The organism is Eggerthella lenta DSM 2243, from assembly GCF_000024265.1.
GTDB classification, from domain to species: domain Bacteria; phylum Actinomycetota; class Coriobacteriia; order Coriobacteriales; family Eggerthellaceae; genus Eggerthella; species Eggerthella lenta.
In genome coordinates this window covers 62,057-78,921 of the sequence record NC_013204.1, presented here as the reverse complement: position 1 = coordinate 78,921, position 16,865 = coordinate 62,057, and the positions used below count along the sequence as shown (strand labels likewise).

14 protein-coding genes and 1 tRNA gene are annotated in these 16,865 nt (G+C 62.1%); 5 read left to right on the top strand and 10 right to left on the bottom strand.

What is annotated here, in order from left to right:
* Positions 1 to 21: 21 nt before the first annotated feature.
* A complete protein-coding gene (locus tag ELEN_RS00330) occupies positions 22 to 1,425 on the top strand; it encodes an ATP-binding protein (RefSeq protein ID WP_015759789.1) in 1,404 nt (467 codons plus the stop codon).
* Between the two features lie 57 nt (positions 1,426 to 1,482).
* Here the strand turns inward: ELEN_RS00330 and ELEN_RS00325 are convergent, their stop codons facing one another.
* The 8 genes from ELEN_RS00325 to ELEN_RS00290 form a co-directional block, all read right to left on the bottom strand.
* The gene (locus ELEN_RS00325) at positions 1,483 to 2,724 is read right to left on the bottom strand and encodes a phenylacetate--CoA ligase family protein (protein ID WP_009608926.1); all 1,242 of its coding nucleotides are present in this window, start codon (positions 2,722 to 2,724) and stop codon (positions 1,483 to 1,485) included.
* Between the two features lie 356 nt (positions 2,725 to 3,080).
* The gene (locus ELEN_RS00320; RefSeq protein WP_227110588.1) at positions 3,081 to 4,055 is read right to left on the bottom strand and encodes a diguanylate cyclase domain-containing protein; all 975 of its coding nucleotides are present in this window, start codon (positions 4,053 to 4,055) and stop codon (positions 3,081 to 3,083) included.
* Positions 4,056 to 4,268: 213 nt separating this feature from the next.
* Entirely contained in the window at positions 4,269 to 4,865 is a 597-nt protein-coding gene (locus tag ELEN_RS00315) for an indolepyruvate oxidoreductase subunit beta (protein WP_009305635.1), read from the bottom strand.
* Positions 4,858 to 7,065, bottom strand: a complete 2,208-nt coding sequence (locus tag ELEN_RS00310; RefSeq protein WP_015759788.1) for a thiamine pyrophosphate-dependent enzyme — start codon at positions 7,063 to 7,065, stop codon at positions 4,858 to 4,860. The genes ELEN_RS00315 and ELEN_RS00310 overlap by 8 nt, the downstream gene beginning before the upstream one ends.
* Positions 7,066 to 7,212: 147 nt before the next feature.
* Complete coding sequence (locus ELEN_RS00305; protein WP_143924726.1) at positions 7,213 to 9,045, bottom strand: hypothetical protein; 1,833 nt, start codon at positions 9,043 to 9,045, stop codon at positions 7,213 to 7,215.
* The gene (locus ELEN_RS00300) at positions 8,975 to 9,547 is read right to left on the bottom strand and encodes an RNA polymerase sigma factor (RefSeq protein ID WP_015759786.1); all 573 of its coding nucleotides are present in this window, start codon (positions 9,545 to 9,547) and stop codon (positions 8,975 to 8,977) included. Before ELEN_RS00300 ends, ELEN_RS00305 begins: the two co-directional genes overlap by 71 nt.
* A gap of 776 nt (positions 9,548 to 10,323) precedes the next feature.
* Complete coding sequence (gene purE / locus ELEN_RS00295; RefSeq protein WP_009305633.1) at positions 10,324 to 10,794, bottom strand: 5-(carboxyamino)imidazole ribonucleotide mutase; 471 nt, start codon at positions 10,792 to 10,794, stop codon at positions 10,324 to 10,326.
* A gap of 62 nt (positions 10,795 to 10,856) precedes the next feature.
* On the bottom strand, positions 10,857 to 11,495 hold the full coding sequence (locus ELEN_RS00290; protein ID WP_015759785.1) for a TetR/AcrR family transcriptional regulator: 639 nt from the start codon (positions 11,493 to 11,495) through the stop codon (positions 10,857 to 10,859).
* 163 nt (positions 11,496 to 11,658) lie between these two features.
* On the opposite strand from ELEN_RS00290, the gene ELEN_RS00285 reads away from it, so the two are divergent.
* The 4 genes from ELEN_RS00285 (at position 11,659) to ELEN_RS00270 (ending at position 15,592) form a co-directional block, all read left to right on the top strand.
* On the top strand, positions 11,659 to 11,838 hold the full coding sequence (locus tag ELEN_RS00285; RefSeq protein WP_009305631.1) for a twin-arginine translocase TatA/TatE family subunit: 180 nt from the start codon (positions 11,659 to 11,661) through the stop codon (positions 11,836 to 11,838).
* 220 nt (positions 11,839 to 12,058) lie between these two features.
* Positions 12,059 to 12,589 (top strand): HdeD family acid-resistance protein, encoded by a 531-nt coding sequence (locus tag ELEN_RS00280; protein WP_009305630.1) that lies wholly within the window; start codon positions 12,059 to 12,061, stop codon positions 12,587 to 12,589.
* 174 nt (positions 12,590 to 12,763) lie between these two features.
* Positions 12,764 to 12,839, top strand: a tRNA-Phe gene (locus tag ELEN_RS00275).
* A 335-nt stretch (positions 12,840 to 13,174) separates the two neighbouring features.
* Positions 13,175 to 15,592, top strand: a complete 2,418-nt coding sequence (locus ELEN_RS00270) for a transporter substrate-binding domain-containing diguanylate cyclase (RefSeq protein ID WP_227791239.1) — start codon at positions 13,175 to 13,177, stop codon at positions 15,590 to 15,592.
* Positions 15,593 to 15,633: 41 nt separating this feature from the next.
* Here the strand turns inward: ELEN_RS00270 and ELEN_RS00265 are convergent, their stop codons facing one another.
* A complete protein-coding gene (locus ELEN_RS00265) occupies positions 15,634 to 16,233 on the bottom strand; it encodes a hypothetical protein (protein WP_009305628.1) in 600 nt (199 codons plus the stop codon).
* The gene (locus tag ELEN_RS00260) at positions 16,220 to 16,864 is read right to left on the bottom strand and encodes a hypothetical protein (protein ID WP_009608959.1); all 645 of its coding nucleotides are present in this window, start codon (positions 16,862 to 16,864) and stop codon (positions 16,220 to 16,222) included. Before ELEN_RS00260 ends, ELEN_RS00265 begins: the two co-directional genes overlap by 14 nt.
* Position 16,865: the final 1 nt, after the last annotated feature.

Below are 16,865 nucleotides of genomic sequence, written 5' to 3'. Positions count from 1 at the left end.
CGAAAAGGAGGGCGAGGAGCATTGCAGAAGGACGGCATCTTTGGCAAATTCATAGCAGAAACGACCAGTATCGATTACAAGGTCACTCTCGAAGAGACGAAGCCGAAAAGCTGGCTCAAGTCAGTTTGCGCATTCGCCAATGGAACCGGCGGTATGCTCGCTTTTGGAATAGACGACAAAGGCCATCTTGTGGGACTCGACGACCCCCAGCATGTTGCCGAGAAAGCGAGCGAACTGATTAACGCTAGGATCGATCCTACCCCACCATTTCGCCTGGAAGCCGTGGAGGAGGATGACTGTCGTATCGTGCTCTTGCGCGTAGGGCCAGGCGACGACTGCCCCTACGTCTATGTGGGCGACGGTTCCCAAATCGTATACGTACGATCCGGAAACCAATCGCTGCCCGCCTCCTCCGTCCAGCTCAGGAGCTTGTCCATGCGGGGATCACATACCCATTTCGACGAGATCGAAACCGCATTTCGCAAAGACGATTACAGTTTCGAGACTTTGAGGGCTTCGTACTTCGAACGTACGGGGGATCGCTTGGCCGACACCGACTTCGTTTCATTCGGCCTCGCCAAGTCCGACGGCCTCCTTACCAATGCAGGAGTTCTCCTCGCCGACCAGCCCATACTGCGCCAGAACCGCGTATTCTGCACACGCTGGAATGGGCTCGACAAGGCAAAGGTCGACGGCGAGGTTCTCGACGATCACGAGTATTCCGGCTGTCTCGTAAAGCTGCTGCGCGAGGCTATGGACTTCGTTGATCGGCACAACCGCGTTGCATGGACAAAAACCGACGACGACCGCATCGAGACGCCGAGCTACGTCATGCGCGCAGTCGAAGAGGCGCTCGTCAATGCATTGATCCACCGACGGTACGAAATAGGAGGCGCTGAAGTCACGGTATACGTTTTCGACGATCGTCTGGAAATCACGTCGCCCGGCGGCAAAGTAGACGGAATGCTACACGAAGATGCCGACCTTGGAGCCATCGAGAGCGTTCGAAGAAACCCCGTGATAGCCGACCTGTTCCAAAGGATGCGCTTCATGGAGCGCAAAGGGAGCGGCCTCAAGCTCATACGGGAGCGCACCGCACTCGCTCCGAACTACGAGGAACGGTTCATGCCGAGATTCGTCGATGACGGCAGGTTCTTCAAGGTGGTTCTTTGGAACATGAACCTCGACGCCCCCCAAGATACCCCTCAAGATACCCCTCAAGATACCCCCCAAGTTAAGGCCGTATTGGAAGCCCTCGGAGAAAGCGAGATGAGCCTTGTTGAGCTCATGGGCAAGATAGGCTTGGCCGACCGCAAGAACTTTCGAGATCTCTACTTGAAGCCCTCGTTAGATTCCGGCTTGATCGAAATGACCATACCCGGCAAACCTACGAGCAGAAACCAGCGATATAGGGCGGTAAAGTAGAGCGCCCACGCTGAACGCGCTCAGCCAACGTCAATCGCATTGGCTGAGCGCTTTTTCTTAGTACCGGCTGTCGAAGATGCGCTTCGTTTTCTTCTCGCTGCGGGGCAGCTCGCCCATGGGGACGCCCTTGGCATCGGGGGTGCAGCCGCACTTCGCCTTGAAGATGAGGGCCAGCTCCTCCTCGGCGCGCGCCTTCGCCTCGTCTTGCAGCGGGGTTTCGAACAGCACGGTGAGCACATCCTTGCCGCTGATGTTCTCGATCATCACCTGGTACTCGCTGGACGTGCCGTCGGTGGCGGCGATGACTTCCTCCACCTGGGCGGGGAAGATGTTGCAGCCCTTCACCTTGAACATGTCGTCGGTGCGGCCGGTCAGCGTGTCGATGCGCGGGTGGCGATGGCCGAAGCCGCACGTGCAGTCGCCCGGAATGATGCGCGTGAGGTCGTGCGTGCGGTAGCGGATGAGCGGGGCGCCCTGCTTGCGCAGCGTGGTCAGCACGAGCTCGCCCACCTCGCCGTCGGGCACGGGCGCACCGGTGTCGGGATCGATCACTTCCACGTACACGTAATCGTCCCAGATGTGCATGCCGTGATGCTCGTCGCACGAGATGCCGATGCCGGGGCCGTACACCTCGGTGAGGCCGTAGATGTCGTAGATCTCCACGCCCAGCTCGCCGGCGATGCGCTGGCGCATCTTGTCGCCCCACCGCTCGCTGCCGATGACGCCCTTGCGCAGGCAGATGCGGTCGCGGATGCCGCGCTCGGCGATCTCTTCGGCCAGCAGCAGCGCGTAGGAGCTGGTGGCGCACAGCACGGTGGACTTGAGATCCTGCATCATGCGCAGCTGCTTCTCGGTGTTGCCCGGCCCCATGGGGATGGTCATGGCGCCCAGGCGCTCAGCGCCCAGCTGGAAGCCGATGCCAGCCGTCCACAGGCCGTAGCCGGGGGTGATGTGGATGCGGTCGCGGTTCGTGATGCCCGCCGTCTCGTAGCAGCGCGCGAACTGGACGGCCCAGTCGGTGACGTCCTGCTGCGTGTAGGGGATGATGACCGGCGTGCCCGTGGTGCCGCTGGAGCTGTGGATGCGCACGATCTCCTCGTCGGGCACGGCTTGCAGGCCCAGCGGGTAGGCGTTGCGCAGATCGTCCTTCTCGGAGAACGGAAGCTTCTCGAAGTCCTCCTGGGTTTGCACATCGGTCAAATCGATGCCGTCGAACTTGGCGGCGTAAAACGCCGAGCGCTCCTTCAGCGTGGCGAACTGCTGCTTGATGAGGGCGAACTGGTCGTTGGTAAGCTGCATGATGATCCCCTTCTGGGACGATGGTCTTCTACCGGATATGAGGATGCTTCAAGCCCGCGGGCGCGAGTCTTGAAGCTAAAGCCATCGACCCGCCGAAACCACGGCTGGGAAGAAGAGGATGTCGTTGTCGTTCGCGAATTCCATGCGTCTATTCTAGGCGAAGGGCGTGCGATTGCAAACCCGCAAGTTCCCCGGGAAGCATCATCGCCCCAAAAACACGCCTCAACGCGTGAAGCGTGTTTTTGGGGCGATGATGCTCCGATATCGGCCTTACGATTTCTGGCCAGAACAACAAGACGAACCAGCGCGCAGGGCAGTTCGGCACCGGCTATCATGCGACACAGCGCCGACGGCGATCACCAGCTGTAGCAGCCTTTTCCGTTGTCCTTGCTGGCGTACAGAGCGCAATCGGCGGCGCGGTAGAGGTCGAAGAACGTCTCGCCTCGCACAACGCGCACGATGCCCACCGAACATCCCAGCTCTACGGCACGCGAAGCAGAATGCGATCCCCATGCCTCGATAAGCTCGCACGCTTTGCATTGGGCTTCCTCTACCGAAAGCGGGCAGGTAGAGAACACGGCGAACTCGTCGCCTCCCATGCGCCCGACCAGCGCATCGCGCGGGAAGACGCGCAACAGCACGTCGGCGAACTCTTGGATGACCCGGTCGCCTTCAGGATGGCCCAACGTGTCGTTCACCGTTTTGAAGTTGTCGAGGTCGATCATGAAGAAAGCGCTGCCCTCGCCGCCTTCGACAAGCGCCGCTGCCACATATTTCTCGAACGCGGCATGGTTCAACAGCTCGGTCATAGAATCGAGCTCGGCGCGGCGCTCCATAGCCTTGGAATACTCCAAAGCGGCGTTCGCCTGCTCGGTAGCCGTTTTCGGATAGTACTCTTCGCGCCGTTGATCGACGTTGGGCGTGGAATGATGCAGATGCACCAGCAGCCACCGGTCGCCCTCGCGACGGAATACCAGCGTGAAACGCGTGTCCATTTCCACGAGCAACGGTTTCGGACGGTCGGGTCGCTCACGCGCCCACAACGTGCCGAACACGATGCAGGTGTCCTCGCCGATGGCGCGCGGCTCGTAGTACTCGTCGAGGATCTCGAAGGTGATGTCCTGAGCTTCTTCCTGATCGCGCTCGAGTCCCGCGAAGAACGCCTCGAGGTTGACATAGAGCTCGTGCTTTCCTGTGCCGATGAGCGAGAGGTTCTGCGGATCCATGGTGTCCACGATGAATTGAACGCTTTCGTCCGAAGGCTCGATGATGTACGCGTGCCAAAGCTTGCGCGCCAAATCGACCGCTTCCTGCAGCAACACCTGATCCATCGCCCGCCCCATAACGCCCTCGCCTTCCGCCGACTATTCAAACAAAATTTGAATGACCGCAGTATACATCAGGGGGCGGTGCTTAAAGACGATGGCGACCCCGAACGCGCAAGGAGCCTTCCCCAACTAACCGCGCGCGGGGCGCGGGGCGCGGGGCGCGGGGCGCGGGGCGCGGGGCGCGGGGCGCGGGGCGCGGGGCGCGGGGCGCGAAGATTATCGCGCAGCCACCGCGTCGACGGCGGCCAGGTTGAGGGCGACGAAGCGCGGCTTCACGCACTCCTCGAGGGCGCGTCGCAGGTCGTCGAGGTCGAGCGCGATGCGGCCCTCCTTGAGAGCGCTGGCCAGCAGCACCGAGTTCAACACCTTGCGGCTGCCCACCGCGTCGGTAAGCGCGACATCGTCCACCGCGACGAAGCGCGCGCCGGTGCCCGCCAGCGATCGCTCGATGCTCGCCAGCACGTTGTCGGCGCGATAGGGCTTGTCGGACAGCGCCGCCGTGACCGGCTGGATGGCTGTAGTGGCCGTGACCAGCAGCCCGTCGGGCGCGAGGAACGGCAGCACGCGGGCGGCCTCGGCCGGCTCGAACGCGATGACGAGGTCGGCCGTGCCCTCGGCCAGCAGCGGGGCGAACACCTCCTCGCCCGCGTCGCCCATGCGCACGTGCGACACCACGTTGCCGCCGCGCTGCGCCATGCCGATAGTCTCGGCCGTGCGCACTTGCCAACCCTTGTCCTGCGCGGCCTGGGCCAGCACCTTCGCCGCCAGCACGGTGCCCTGTCCGCCTACGCCCGAAAGCAACACGTTACGCATGGCAGCCTCCTTCCGACCCAGAAGCGTCCGAAGATGTTTCACGTGAAACATCTGTTTGGGGTTCCGTCATCGACAGCGCATCGAAGGGGCACACTTGGACGCATAGGCCGCAACCGTTGCAGAGGCTGGGGTCGACGAACGCCTGGCCACGCTGCTTGCTGCGCGGGCCGCGCGCGTCGGCGTCGAAGCCGATGCCGGGACAGCCGATCTCGGTGATGCACTTCTTGCAGCCCGTGCACGTTTCGGCATCCACGACGGCGGGCGCGTCCGGCTTCACCAGCTGGATGCACGGCGACTCGAACAGGACGGCGCTGGGGCCTTCATGGTCGAGCGCCTCGCGCACGGCCGCCACCGAAGCATCGAGGTCGAGCGGATTCGCATGCACGATGCAGTCGAAGCCGACGGCCTCCAACACGCGCGGGATGGAGATGGGTTGGCGCTTCGGCCCCATGAGCGTGACGCCGGTGCCGGGATGCGGCTGCGAGCCGGTCATGGCCGTGGTGGCGTTGTCCAGCACGCACACGGTGATGTCGTGGCCGTTGTACACAGCGTTCACCAGGCCAGGCAGCCCGCTGGCGAAGAACGTGGAGTCGCCCACGAACGCCAGCGTCTTCTTGTGCGGCTCGGCCACGGCGAAGCCCTGCGCCATCGTGATGCCCGCGCCCATGCACAGGCAGGTGTCCACGGCGTCCAGCGGCATCGCGTTGCCCAGCGTGTAGCAGCCGATGTCGCCGCACAGCACGGCGGGCGTCTTCCCCAGCGCGCGCTTCACCGCGTAGAAGCTGCCGCGATGGGGGCAGCCCGCGCAAAGCACGGGCGGGCGCACGGGCAGCGGCGCGTCGGCAGGCGCATCGTAGGCGAATGTTTCACGTGAAACATTCGTTCCAGTTTCGGCAACCGGAATAGAGGACGTCGCGGACGCGGAAGCGGCCGATGCGGCGGTCGGCGACGCAGGGGCGCCCGCTGCGGGGGCGAGCACCTGCGGGATACCGAGGAAGAGCGCGATGCGGGCGGCGCAATCGTCCACGTCGTTCTCGCCACGATCGCGCGTGTCGCCGGTCAGGCGGCCGCGCACTTCGTAGGACGCATGCGTGCGACCCGCGTGCACGAGCAGCGCATCCTCCAGCACATGGTCGAGCTCTTCCAGAACGAGCACTTCGTCGAGGCCTTCCGCGAACGTCGCGGCCAGCTCCTCCGGGAACGGGTAGGGCGTTCCCACCTGCCAGAACCGGTATGCGGGCATTTCCACGCCCGCTGCCGCCGCGCGCGCTTCCACCATGCGCAGCGCCTCGCGCGCATAGGCGGCCGACACGCCACCCGCTACGATGCCGAGGCGCGGCGCGACTGCGGCAGATGCGGACTCCAACACGCCCGCGCCGATCCCCACCGCCTTGGCGCCCGCACTCGTCGCCGTCTTCGGCATGCTCCCGTCGTCGAATGTTTCACGTGAAACATTCGTTCGTACATCCTCGGTCGACTGCGCGCCGCCCTCGACCATCGGGTTGAACGCGGCCAGCGCGGGATCGACGGCGAAATCGTGCGCGATGGCCGCCAAACGCTCGTTGATCTCGCCGTGCGCCTGGTAGGCGCGGCGCGGGAAGATGACCCACTTCGGGTTGCGCTCGAAGCCCTCGTCGGGCACCGGGCGCGCGTCGGTGGCGTCCGCGACGTCGAAGAACGTCGAGGCGTGGTTGATGCGCGTGGTGGGACGCACGATGACGGGCGTATGGTAGCGCTCGGACAGGTCGAATGCGGCCTGCATCATGTCGAAGCCCTGGTCGGGCGTGGCGGGATCGAGCACCGGCAGCTTCGCGAAGCTGGCGAAGCGGCGCGTGTCCTGCTCGGTCTGCGACGAGATGGGACCGGGATCGTCGGCCACGAACAGCACCATGCCGCCCTTCACGCCCACGTAGTTCAAGCTCATCAGCGCGTCGCTGGCAACGTTGAGCCCCACCTGCTTGCAGGTGAACAGGCAGCGCGCGCCCGTGTACGACGCGCCCGCCAGCAGCTCCAAGGCCGACTTCTCGTTCGTCGACCACTCCACGTGGATGCCGCGCGCGGCGCCGTCGGCATGCAGCTTCGCCACCGTCTCGATCAGCTCGGACGACGGCGTGCCCGGGTAGCCCGCCACCACGCGCACCCCGGCCTCCAACGCCGCATGCGCGAACGCCTCGTTCCCCATCAGCAGTTTCTTCGTCATGATCCTCGCCTGCCCCATCACGTACAAATGTTTCACGTGAAACATCCGGCTTTTTCGCTCGAGCATCCATGATAGCGTACAAGCGCGCCCCTCGCGCGGTCGCATCCGCGAGGGGCGCGAAGGACGCACCGCCAAACCGCGCGGTTACTACAGCAGCGACTTGATGCGGAAAGCAACCCTATCGGCATCGTCGTTCGCATACGAGGAGAAGACGAACAGCGGATCGGCCTGTTCGTCGAACTCGTCGGGCACGACGTACACAACCGAAAGATCCCGCGTTTCGTGAGGTGCCAGTGCCGCTCCCCAATTCGAATCGACCCCGGCTTCGAAGCCGGTCATCCATAGGGCGCGCGTCGCCAACGCAGAGCAGCGGCCGTCGGCGTCGCGAACGGCGAACGTGCCCAATGTTCTCGCATCGACGGGAACCTCCTCGTCGGACGGGTTCGTCGCCTCGAACGTGACCGTGCGGTACGAGAACCCCGGCGTCAACGTGCCGTCGTCTGCGATTTGGTAGCCCAGCGTCTCGTCCGACACCTTGTTCATATAGGCGAAGTCTCCCAGAAAGCCCGCGTAGTCGGAGGTGTCTTCGACCGCCAGCCCGAACGGCAGCCGGTCGCTCCGCTCGATGCGAAGGTTCGACAGCTCGATGTCGCACATCTCGCCGTAGCGCTCTTCTGACAGCGGATCCGCCGGCACCGAAACCGTCACCCGTCCGTCGGGATCGCTTATCGACTGGTCAGCCAACACCGCATCTCCCATGCTGGTGAACGTCTCGCGCCGCTCGAACGTGTAGGGCACCGCCGCATCGAGCCACTCGTTCGCGTTGTCGAGCGAGTACGGATGCGGCCCGTCGTTCTCGTCGACGATGACGCCGTACAACGAGTGCAGACAGAAGGGAGCGCCCTCATCCACCCCGTCCCCCAACACGTTCGGCAGCATCGAGCGGTCGACGATCTCGGGATACACCTCGATGGAACCGTAACCGTAGAACGCCATCGGATCGTTCATCGTCGCCTTGAAGTCTGCCGTGTGCAGCTCGATGGTTTGCGTGGCGCAGCTGCCGTCCTCGAAGTAGGCCGTCACCGTTATGGTTTGGCCCTCGAACGTGTCGAACACCGCATCGGTCGCCGCAAGTGGGTCTTCCGCGGTTTCGACCGCGTCGCCGTAATCCTCGTTGGTCCACAGGCCGAAGCTCTTCGCGTCGCCGTCATCGTCCGCGCTGATAGGCAGGTCGATAGTGGAACCGAGCATTTTCGTGAGGCGCACCGTCATGTCACGATCGGGATCGGGCAGGCCAAATCCGTCGACCACTTGCACGCTCTCGTACTTTCCGTAATGATCGCCCAAGCCCGCCTTCTCCGGTTTCCATGCAGTGACCTCGGCCACGCGCTCAGGATCGTCTCGCCCGTTGATGGTCTCGTAGCTGTTGCGGTAGAACATCCCCGCCGAGGTGGTGGCCTGGATGCGCACGATGCCCTCGCCCTCCACGGTGAACATGCAGCCGGTGTACTTCCCGTATTGCAAGTACCAATCCTTCGTTGGCGTGGTCAGGCTGCCGGAGCGGTCGAACACGATCATCCCGTTATCGGTAGGAGGGACCAGCATGCGCGTGTCCGACGCGTACGCCCGCACGGAGAACGCCTGACCCGCAACGGCGCTGCCATGGCCACCCATATCGCCCGGCAACCCGGCAAGCTGGCCGCTGAACGGCACGAGCGCCGCCACGACTGCAAGCGCGCACGCCCCCGCAATAACCGGCCTCCACCGGCACCGCCGAACGACCGCCGCCGTTGCACCGTCGCGCGCTTCCTCTGCCGTATCTCCGCGAACGCCCGCTCGGCGCGCATGCGGTGCGCGACCCTTCCGACGCTCCTCGCGACGCGTGTGTTCGATCTCGGAAAGAATGCTCTCATGCACCGTACTCGGGCTCTCGATTTCCTCCATCAAAGCACGATACTCGTCCATCGGCGACGGCTTCATGAGATTCCTCCTGTTCTATCAACGTCTTGAGCTGGGCGCGGGCACGACGCAAGCGGCTTCGCACCGTCGAGGGCCGACACTTCGCGATCTCGGCGATCTCCTCGGTCGAATACCCTTCCACATAGTGCAGATGCACCACCGCGCGATACTTGGGCGGAAGGGTGTCGAGAACCCTCCACACCTCGTTCGCCATCAGCGCGGCCGATGCCGGGGGCGTTTTGGGAAGCAGCGTTTCATCATCGGGAAGAGGTTGGGTCCGATGGCGCGACGCGGTACGGCGAAGCTGGTTGCACCGGTTGATGGTCACGCGGATGAGCCATGCCTTGAGGTGTTCGTCGTCTTGGAACACAGTTGCGTCCTTCAGCAGGCTGATAAACGTTTCCTGGCACACATCGCTTGCGTCGGCGGGCTCGCGCGTCTGGCTGAGCGCGAGACGATACACCATGTCCTCCCAATCGCGCAGGGCATGGTTCATGAATTCGTCCGAGCGCAAATCAGCCATGGTTTCCAATCGCCTCCTTACCCCAAACATGCCGACGCCATGGAAAATGTTGCAAAGTTCTTGAAACCATATAGTACGCCTCCGAAAGCGAAGCATACGGGCATGAGAAGCGCGTGGGACGAAGGCGCGAAAAGCACGGCCCGCACGGGCGCATTCGGTGCGGGATGCAGCTGGCGCCCTTCTCCTGCATCCGCGCGAAGACGTACAAATGTTTCACGTGAAACATCGTGGCGCTTCCGCGCAACTCGCAGTATCTCTAAATGGCAAAAAGGCATCGAATTCGGAAGAAATCTTGCGCCTTGACCGTGTCCGACGCAAAGCCGCTCGGAAGAGCACGCTCACGAACAGGCGTTATGCACAGAGGGGCTTTCTTTTGCCCTTGCGATCCGCGCGGGCGATTCCGAATTCGATGCCTTTTCGCCATTCGCTGCCTTATCGGCTGCTAAACCAGGATCGACATGCACTGCCGCGCGCCGCTTCCCCTGTCGGGCGGCTGGCGATCAGGCGGGACGAGCGCCTGTCCGATGGCCGAGGAGGGCTTCCGAGCCGCCGGCGAGCTTTCGCGGGACGGGCCTACCCGGGCTATGCCAATCCTGGTTTAACAGCGGACTACCCCTATCGGCTTGCATGAAGGGCGCAACGCTCGTTGCCAAGAAAGCGCTATCGAGAATCAAGCGTCACCGACTACGTGGCAACGCAAGCGTTCTAACGAAACAGCGCGGCCGGATGCAGGTCGCATCCGGCCGCACGCTGCAACCGCTCGAGCAGGACGCCGCCTACGCGTCGGCCATGCCTCGCTTGAAGTCGATGATCTTCTGACGGTCGGCGTCGCAGCCGGTGCCGAGGATTTGCACGGCCAGGATGGCCGCGTTCTTCGCGCCGTTGATGGCGACGCAGGCCACGGGCACGCCGGAGGGCATCTGCACCATGGACAGCAGCGAGTCCAACCCGCCCAGGTCGCTGGTCTTCATGGGCACCGTGATCACGGGGTTCGGCGTGTATGCCGCCACGACGCCGCCCAGGTGGGCCGCCTTGCCCGCCGCCGCCACGATCACGCGGATGCCTCGCTCGTGCGCCGAACTTGCCCACTCGTGCACCTCGGCCGGCTTGCGGTGCGCACTAGCCACCTTCACCTCGTAGGGCACACCGAACTCGTCGAGCTGCTTCATGCACGGCTCCATTGCGGGCATGTCGCTTTCGGATCCCATGATGATGCCGACTACCGGGCTGTTCTGTTCGCAGGACATTCGCACTCCTTCTGTCGCCGTAACTGGTTCGCATTCAGTGTAGCGAACCGCCGCCGTGGGCGCTATCCCACGATGCGCCTGATCACCGCTTCTACTTCGTCTGCACTGGGCAGGCCGGACGCCGGATCGTCGGCGACGCGGTACAGCGCGAACTTCGCGGCTTCAAGCGCCTCGGACACGACGATGTACGACTCTTCCGCCGAGCTCAGAACATCGGAGCATGTGCGCAGCGAAGGATTCGCTTCAAAATACGCCTCCACGATATTGCGAAAATCGCTGACGAAGCCGAACGCGTTGTCCAAGAACAGCTGCATGAGCGAGGGCGTTTCACTGACGAGCGCGATCCGCTGCGCCGCGATGTCGCTTTCCCAATCGAACGATCCCGCCACCTCGAGGAACAAGGTGAGCGTGGCGTGCAGCATCGAGCAGGGCATGAGGCGATCGAATGCGGCGCGCACAGAGTCGGCATCGAGGTCGTACTCGCCGATGCCCACGATAGCCGCGTCTTTCGTGCGGAAGTAGTTGAAGAACGTGCCTTGGGACACGGAAGAAGCCTCGCATATTTGCGCCACGGTGACGTTGTCGTAGCCACGCTCGCTCACCAAGGCGATGGCCGCCCGCTCGATGGCGTCCCGCGTGGCGCGGCGCTTGCGCTCGCGCAATCCCATCGACTGCCCGCCGTCCGCCTGCCGCTGTTCCATCGTCCGCCCTCCGCGATTCGCCGTGCCGTTTGCTCTGCATTATAAGAGCCGTCCGCGCTTTTCGTCGAAATTGTCGGTTTTACTACAAAATTATAGTAACTACAAATTTAAAGTTGCTATAATGCTCGGCACCGAACGCGAGGAAGCCCGGGAGGAGCGCACGATGAAGATATTCGGAATGGGCATGCCTGAGCTCATACTTATTCTGGTGGTGGTGCTTATCATCTTCGGACCGAAAAACCTTCCGAAGCTCGGCGGCATGCTTGGCCGCAGCGTCAAGAAGATCCGCGGACGCGTGGAAGACGACGACGTCGACGCTGCTCCGGGAAAACAAACCGCATAACGACCCTCGGCCCACGCCTCGCCCCGGTCCCCTCACGCAGTTCATCGCAAACCGCTTGAGTAGACCGGGGCTTTTTCGTATGGCGAAGGCTCTTGTATGGCGAATCGGCGATTCGCGCCGTCAAGCCGCCCTTCGCGCACAAACGCTCGAACGCTCGCAAGCCGGTGATACAATGCGTCAGAGAAACGCATGCCGAAAGGCAAGACGAGGAGGAGCGCTCATGGCGACATTGAAGAAGAAATGGGACTGGAGCCTGATACTGGCGGGAATCCTGCTGCTCGCATGCGGCCTGCTCTGCTGCTTCGCGCCGAACCTTACGCTGGCCACCATCGCCATGATCGCGGGCGTGGGCTTCTTGCTCTCAGGCGTGCTGGGCATCGTGTTCTACGTGCGTTTCAGGTCTATGATGAGCGTGTCGGGATGGTCATTGGCCTACGCGATCCTCGACGTGCTGATCGGCCTGATGTTCGTGCTGCATCCGCTGGTGGGCGGCGCGGCCATCTCGTGGCTGGTGGCTCTGTGCTTCCTCGTGTTCGGCCTGTTCGAGATATTCGCGGCGATGAAATCGAAAAGCATCGGCTTCTCCGCATGGGGGATCGGCCTGTTCTCGGGCATCGTCAACATCGTGTGCGCCATCATGCTGTTCGTCTCGCCGATCTTGTTCTCTCTGCTCGTAGCCGTGTTCGTGCTGTGGCGCGGCGTCGCGATGATCGCCGAGGGCGTGACGGTTGGCAAGATCGTTTATCGCTAGAAGAACGGCGCGGCAGGTACGCCGACAGGTGTGCGTACAGGCGGCCGATGGATGCGCGCCGGGCTTCCAAGCAGGCGGCCCGGTAAGCAGAGGGGGATTTTTGGGAATTTCCTCTTGCTGAGGCTATGGGATATGGTAGAATATCGTCCCACGTCCCCATGGACGGTTGATCGTGGTCGGGTAGCTCAGTTGGTAGAGCAGCGGACTGAAAATCCGCGTGTCGAGGGTTCAAGTCCCCCTCCGACCACCATTCGAATGCAGAAGCGCTCCCTTTCGGGGGCGCTTTTTTGCGCGCCCGGCTGCTGTCGAGCGGCCATGCACGGATGCTTCACGTGAAACATCCGTGCGGAACACGCAAATGGTCGTGCGCAGGCAGAACCCCCGTGCGAATTGTTTACAAAAAGAGGCTATACTGTAACCCCGATATTCCACCCGGAACAAGGAAGCACGACGAAGAAGAGATCACATACGACTGCCTTGCGCTTATGCACGAGAGTGCTGCTCTCGGCGGTTTTAGCCTGCGCGCTTCTCATACCGGTCACCGCCGAAGAAGCTCACGCTTCCGACCAGCCACGCATCGTCAAGGTGGGTTACACCGACAGCGAAGGCCTGCTCACAAAAAACGATGACGGCACCTATGAAGGTTACACCTACGACTACCTCATGCGCATCGCCCAGTTCACCGGCTGGTCGTTCGAGTTCGTGGAAGCCGAGGGCGACAATGCAAACGAACGCGCTTTGCGGCTTTTAGAGATGCTGGACAACGGCGAGGTGGACATCGAGGGAAGCATGTCGTACAGCGCCGCCCTTGCCGAAACCTACGAATACCCCGAAAACAGCTACGGCTCGGCCCACACGGCCCTGTTCGCCCCGAACATACATGCCGCCGTCTCGAAAACCGATCTGTTCACCCGCAGCGAGCTGCGCGTGGCCATCCTCGCCACCGCGAAGAAACGCCGCGCGGAGCTCGAGTACTACTGCGATCAGAACGACATACGACTAACCACCGTAGAATGCTCCTCCTCACAAGAGATGCGGGACAGGACCAATGCGGGCGAGGCGGACGCGTTTCTCGATATCGACGTCAACGCGCAAGACGGCTTCCATATTATCGCGTCGTTCGCCGAGCGTCCCTTCTTCTTCGCCGCCCCTAAAGGCGATCGCGAGATAATCGACGAGATCGACGCCACTATCGAGCATATCAACGAGGGCAACCCCCAACTCCAGAACAACCTCTACAAAAAGTACTTCCTAACCTCTGAGAATAACTTCGAACTAACCCACGAGGAAATGCAGTACGTCAGCCATTACCGAACGCTGCGCGTGGGCGTGGCGTCGGAGAAGGCGCCACTCCAGTCGTTCGACGCCAAAACAGGCGAGTTCAAAGGCGTGACGAACGACATCCTGCAGTATCTCTCGAAGCATGCGGGCTTCTCGTTCGAAGTGGTGAAGATCCCGTATCAACTCGATTCTCAACAGACCGCGAGTGATTTTAACGTAGACATCATCGCGGGCGTGAGCGACGACGGACATACCTCGATCGACAACGGCATCGCGCTGTCGGCTCCCTACATGACCACCTCGATGTTGCTGGTATACAGCAAGTTCATCGACCCCGACCAGCTAGAAGGCAAAACCATCGCACTGCCGTGGGATCAAGCCTACTCCGCTCCGGACAACGCGCCGGTGCAGGTGTACGGCACCATTGAGGAATGCTTTCAGGCAGTGAACGAGGGCGAGGCCGACTACACGTACGCGACATCGTACACTACTCCGTACTACCTCAACATCGACGAGTTAAACAACTTGCTGTATCTGCCCACCTCTACGAAAACCTTGGACGTCTGCTTCGGCTTGGTGCAGCCAGTTGATCCGCAGTTATTGGTCGTCATCAACAAATCGCTGCGCGATCTTAGCCCCACCGAGCTCGACTCCATCGTCTACGACAACTCATTGATTCCCCAGGAAGAGCAGATCAACCTGTTCATCAGGGACCACGTACTCGAGTTTGCACTTGTCTGCATTTCCATCCTGGTGCTCATCATCGTTCTGCTTGCGCTGTACCTGCGCTCCCGCATGCATGCGGCGCGCGCCGTACGCGAAGAGAATTTGCGCTTTCAAGAGCTGTACCGCCTGGCAAACGAGCAGTTCTTCGAGTATTCCATAAAATCGGACACCCTGCGCATTTCGAAGTCGAAATCGCTTCTTTCCAGCTCCTACGTTGACGATGCCACGAGCATGGACGACGGATCCTCCTACGTCTCGTACGAGAACGCACGCCAGCTCATCAAGCACAGTGCGAACCCCGAGCTGCTGGATGCGTTCACCTCGCCGTCGAACGCCGTGACCGAGGTGCTGTGCCACGAGGAAGCGAATCCCGACAAGGATAGGAAGTGGATACGCATCACTTCCCATTTCGTGGAGGACGATACGGGCAAACCCATCTCGGTAATCGGGAAAATCACTAACATCGACGATGAGATGCGCGAGAAGATGGACTTGTCCGAACGCGCCCACCACGACGGCCTCACCGGATTGCTGAACTGGCAGACGTTCCAAGAAACGGCGGGGGAGCTGCTGTCAAACGGCAACGCCGGAGCCGTGCTGGTGGTGGACACCGACGACTTCAAGGGCGTGAACGATACGTACGGCCACCTTGCCGGCGATCGAGCGCTGCAACAGACGGCCGCGGCGCTGGCGGCCGCGTTCAGGCCGCAAGACCTGATCGGACGCCTGGGCGGCGACGAGTTCGCCATCTGCGTAAACGGACGCATCGACGATGAGCGTTTGGCCATCGCTTGCGCCGGCATCGTAAAACGCGGCGTGACGTTCACCGACCAGTACGGCACCGAACACGAAGTGACGCTCAGCATCGGCGGCGTAGAGCTGCACGGTAAAATCGCCTCGTACCAGAGCGCCTATCGCCAAGCCGACAAAGCTCTCTACCGTGCGAAAGCCGCCGGCAAGAACCGCTTCGTCATCGGTAGCTACCAAGCGGAATAGATCGCCAGGATGACAGAAGATCCTGCGACTCTAAGCTTTTTCTACTTGGCTTTTTCAACGAGGCCGGCGGTGGTTGCGGCGCCGTTCGTGGTTTCCAGATAGGTGACAGTCAGCACAGCATCGACGCTGTCCACGGTACCGTCGGCCAACATGTCGCCGATCACGGAGAAGTCGGTGATCTCGCAACGGTACGTACCGTTCTCCAGCTTGCGCACCACGTCCAGCGCAGCCGCGTAATCGGGCACCGTGAACGACACGGTCACCTCGCGGCGCACCAGCTTGTCCTCCACGGTGGGCTGCGCGAACGAGAGGTTGTACGTGGTCGCGCCTCCCATCAGCGCGTTCAGTTCGTTCAACTCGTTGCGGATGTTGTCGTACACGGCCACCACGGGCAGCGTGCCGTCTTCGCCCAACGCCTCCAGCTCGGCCTTCATGCGCGCGCGATCGGCCGCCAGCATCTCCTGCGCGTTGATGCTGATCTCGATGTCCGCCAGCCGGTCTTCATTGGCAGCTATCGTGTCGGCCACGTTCTTCACCACCAGGAAGTAGTAGCATGCCACCACCAGCAGCACCGCCAGCACCAGCATGAGCACCTTCTCGCTGGTGGAGAACGAGCGGTTCAACACGCTACGCCGCGCCATCGCCGGCTCCCTTCTCCTTCGAGCCGCCGTCGCCTTCGACGTCCAGCGGCCCCGCGAACACGATCTGGATCGTAGCCGACGTGGAGCTATCGTTCTCGCCCTGCGCCGTGGATACCGTCACATGCGCTACGCGCTGGTCGCTTTCCAAACTTTCCACCAGGGCGGACACCTCGTTCAAATCGGCTCCCAAACAGGTAACCGTGGCCGTGTTCTTCTCCATGCGCAGCGACGACAGGTGACCTACGCCCATCACCTTCTGCTGCAGCAAGTTCAGAACCACATCGCGATCGACCAGGTTCTGCTCTTCTTCGGACAACCCCGGCACCACATAACGATCGTATTGCGCGTTCAGCTCTGCGTAGTCGGCGTTCTCGGCCGCCAGCACGTCCAGGCGCGCCTGAGCTGCGGAAACCTCGTTGCTGCTTGCCGCGCTCGCCGCCAAGGGATCCACCACGGCGAACTTCGCGAATACGCCGATCAGCACCAGGGCGATGGCGAACAGACCCAGCTGCGCCAGCAGATTGCCACGTTGCTGCTGGGTGTCTACCAAGTTGATGGACGTCTTGACGGGGTACGCCGGCGCCTTGCCGCGCTTCAGCGCGCTCAGCGACACCTCCTGCTTCAAATCCATG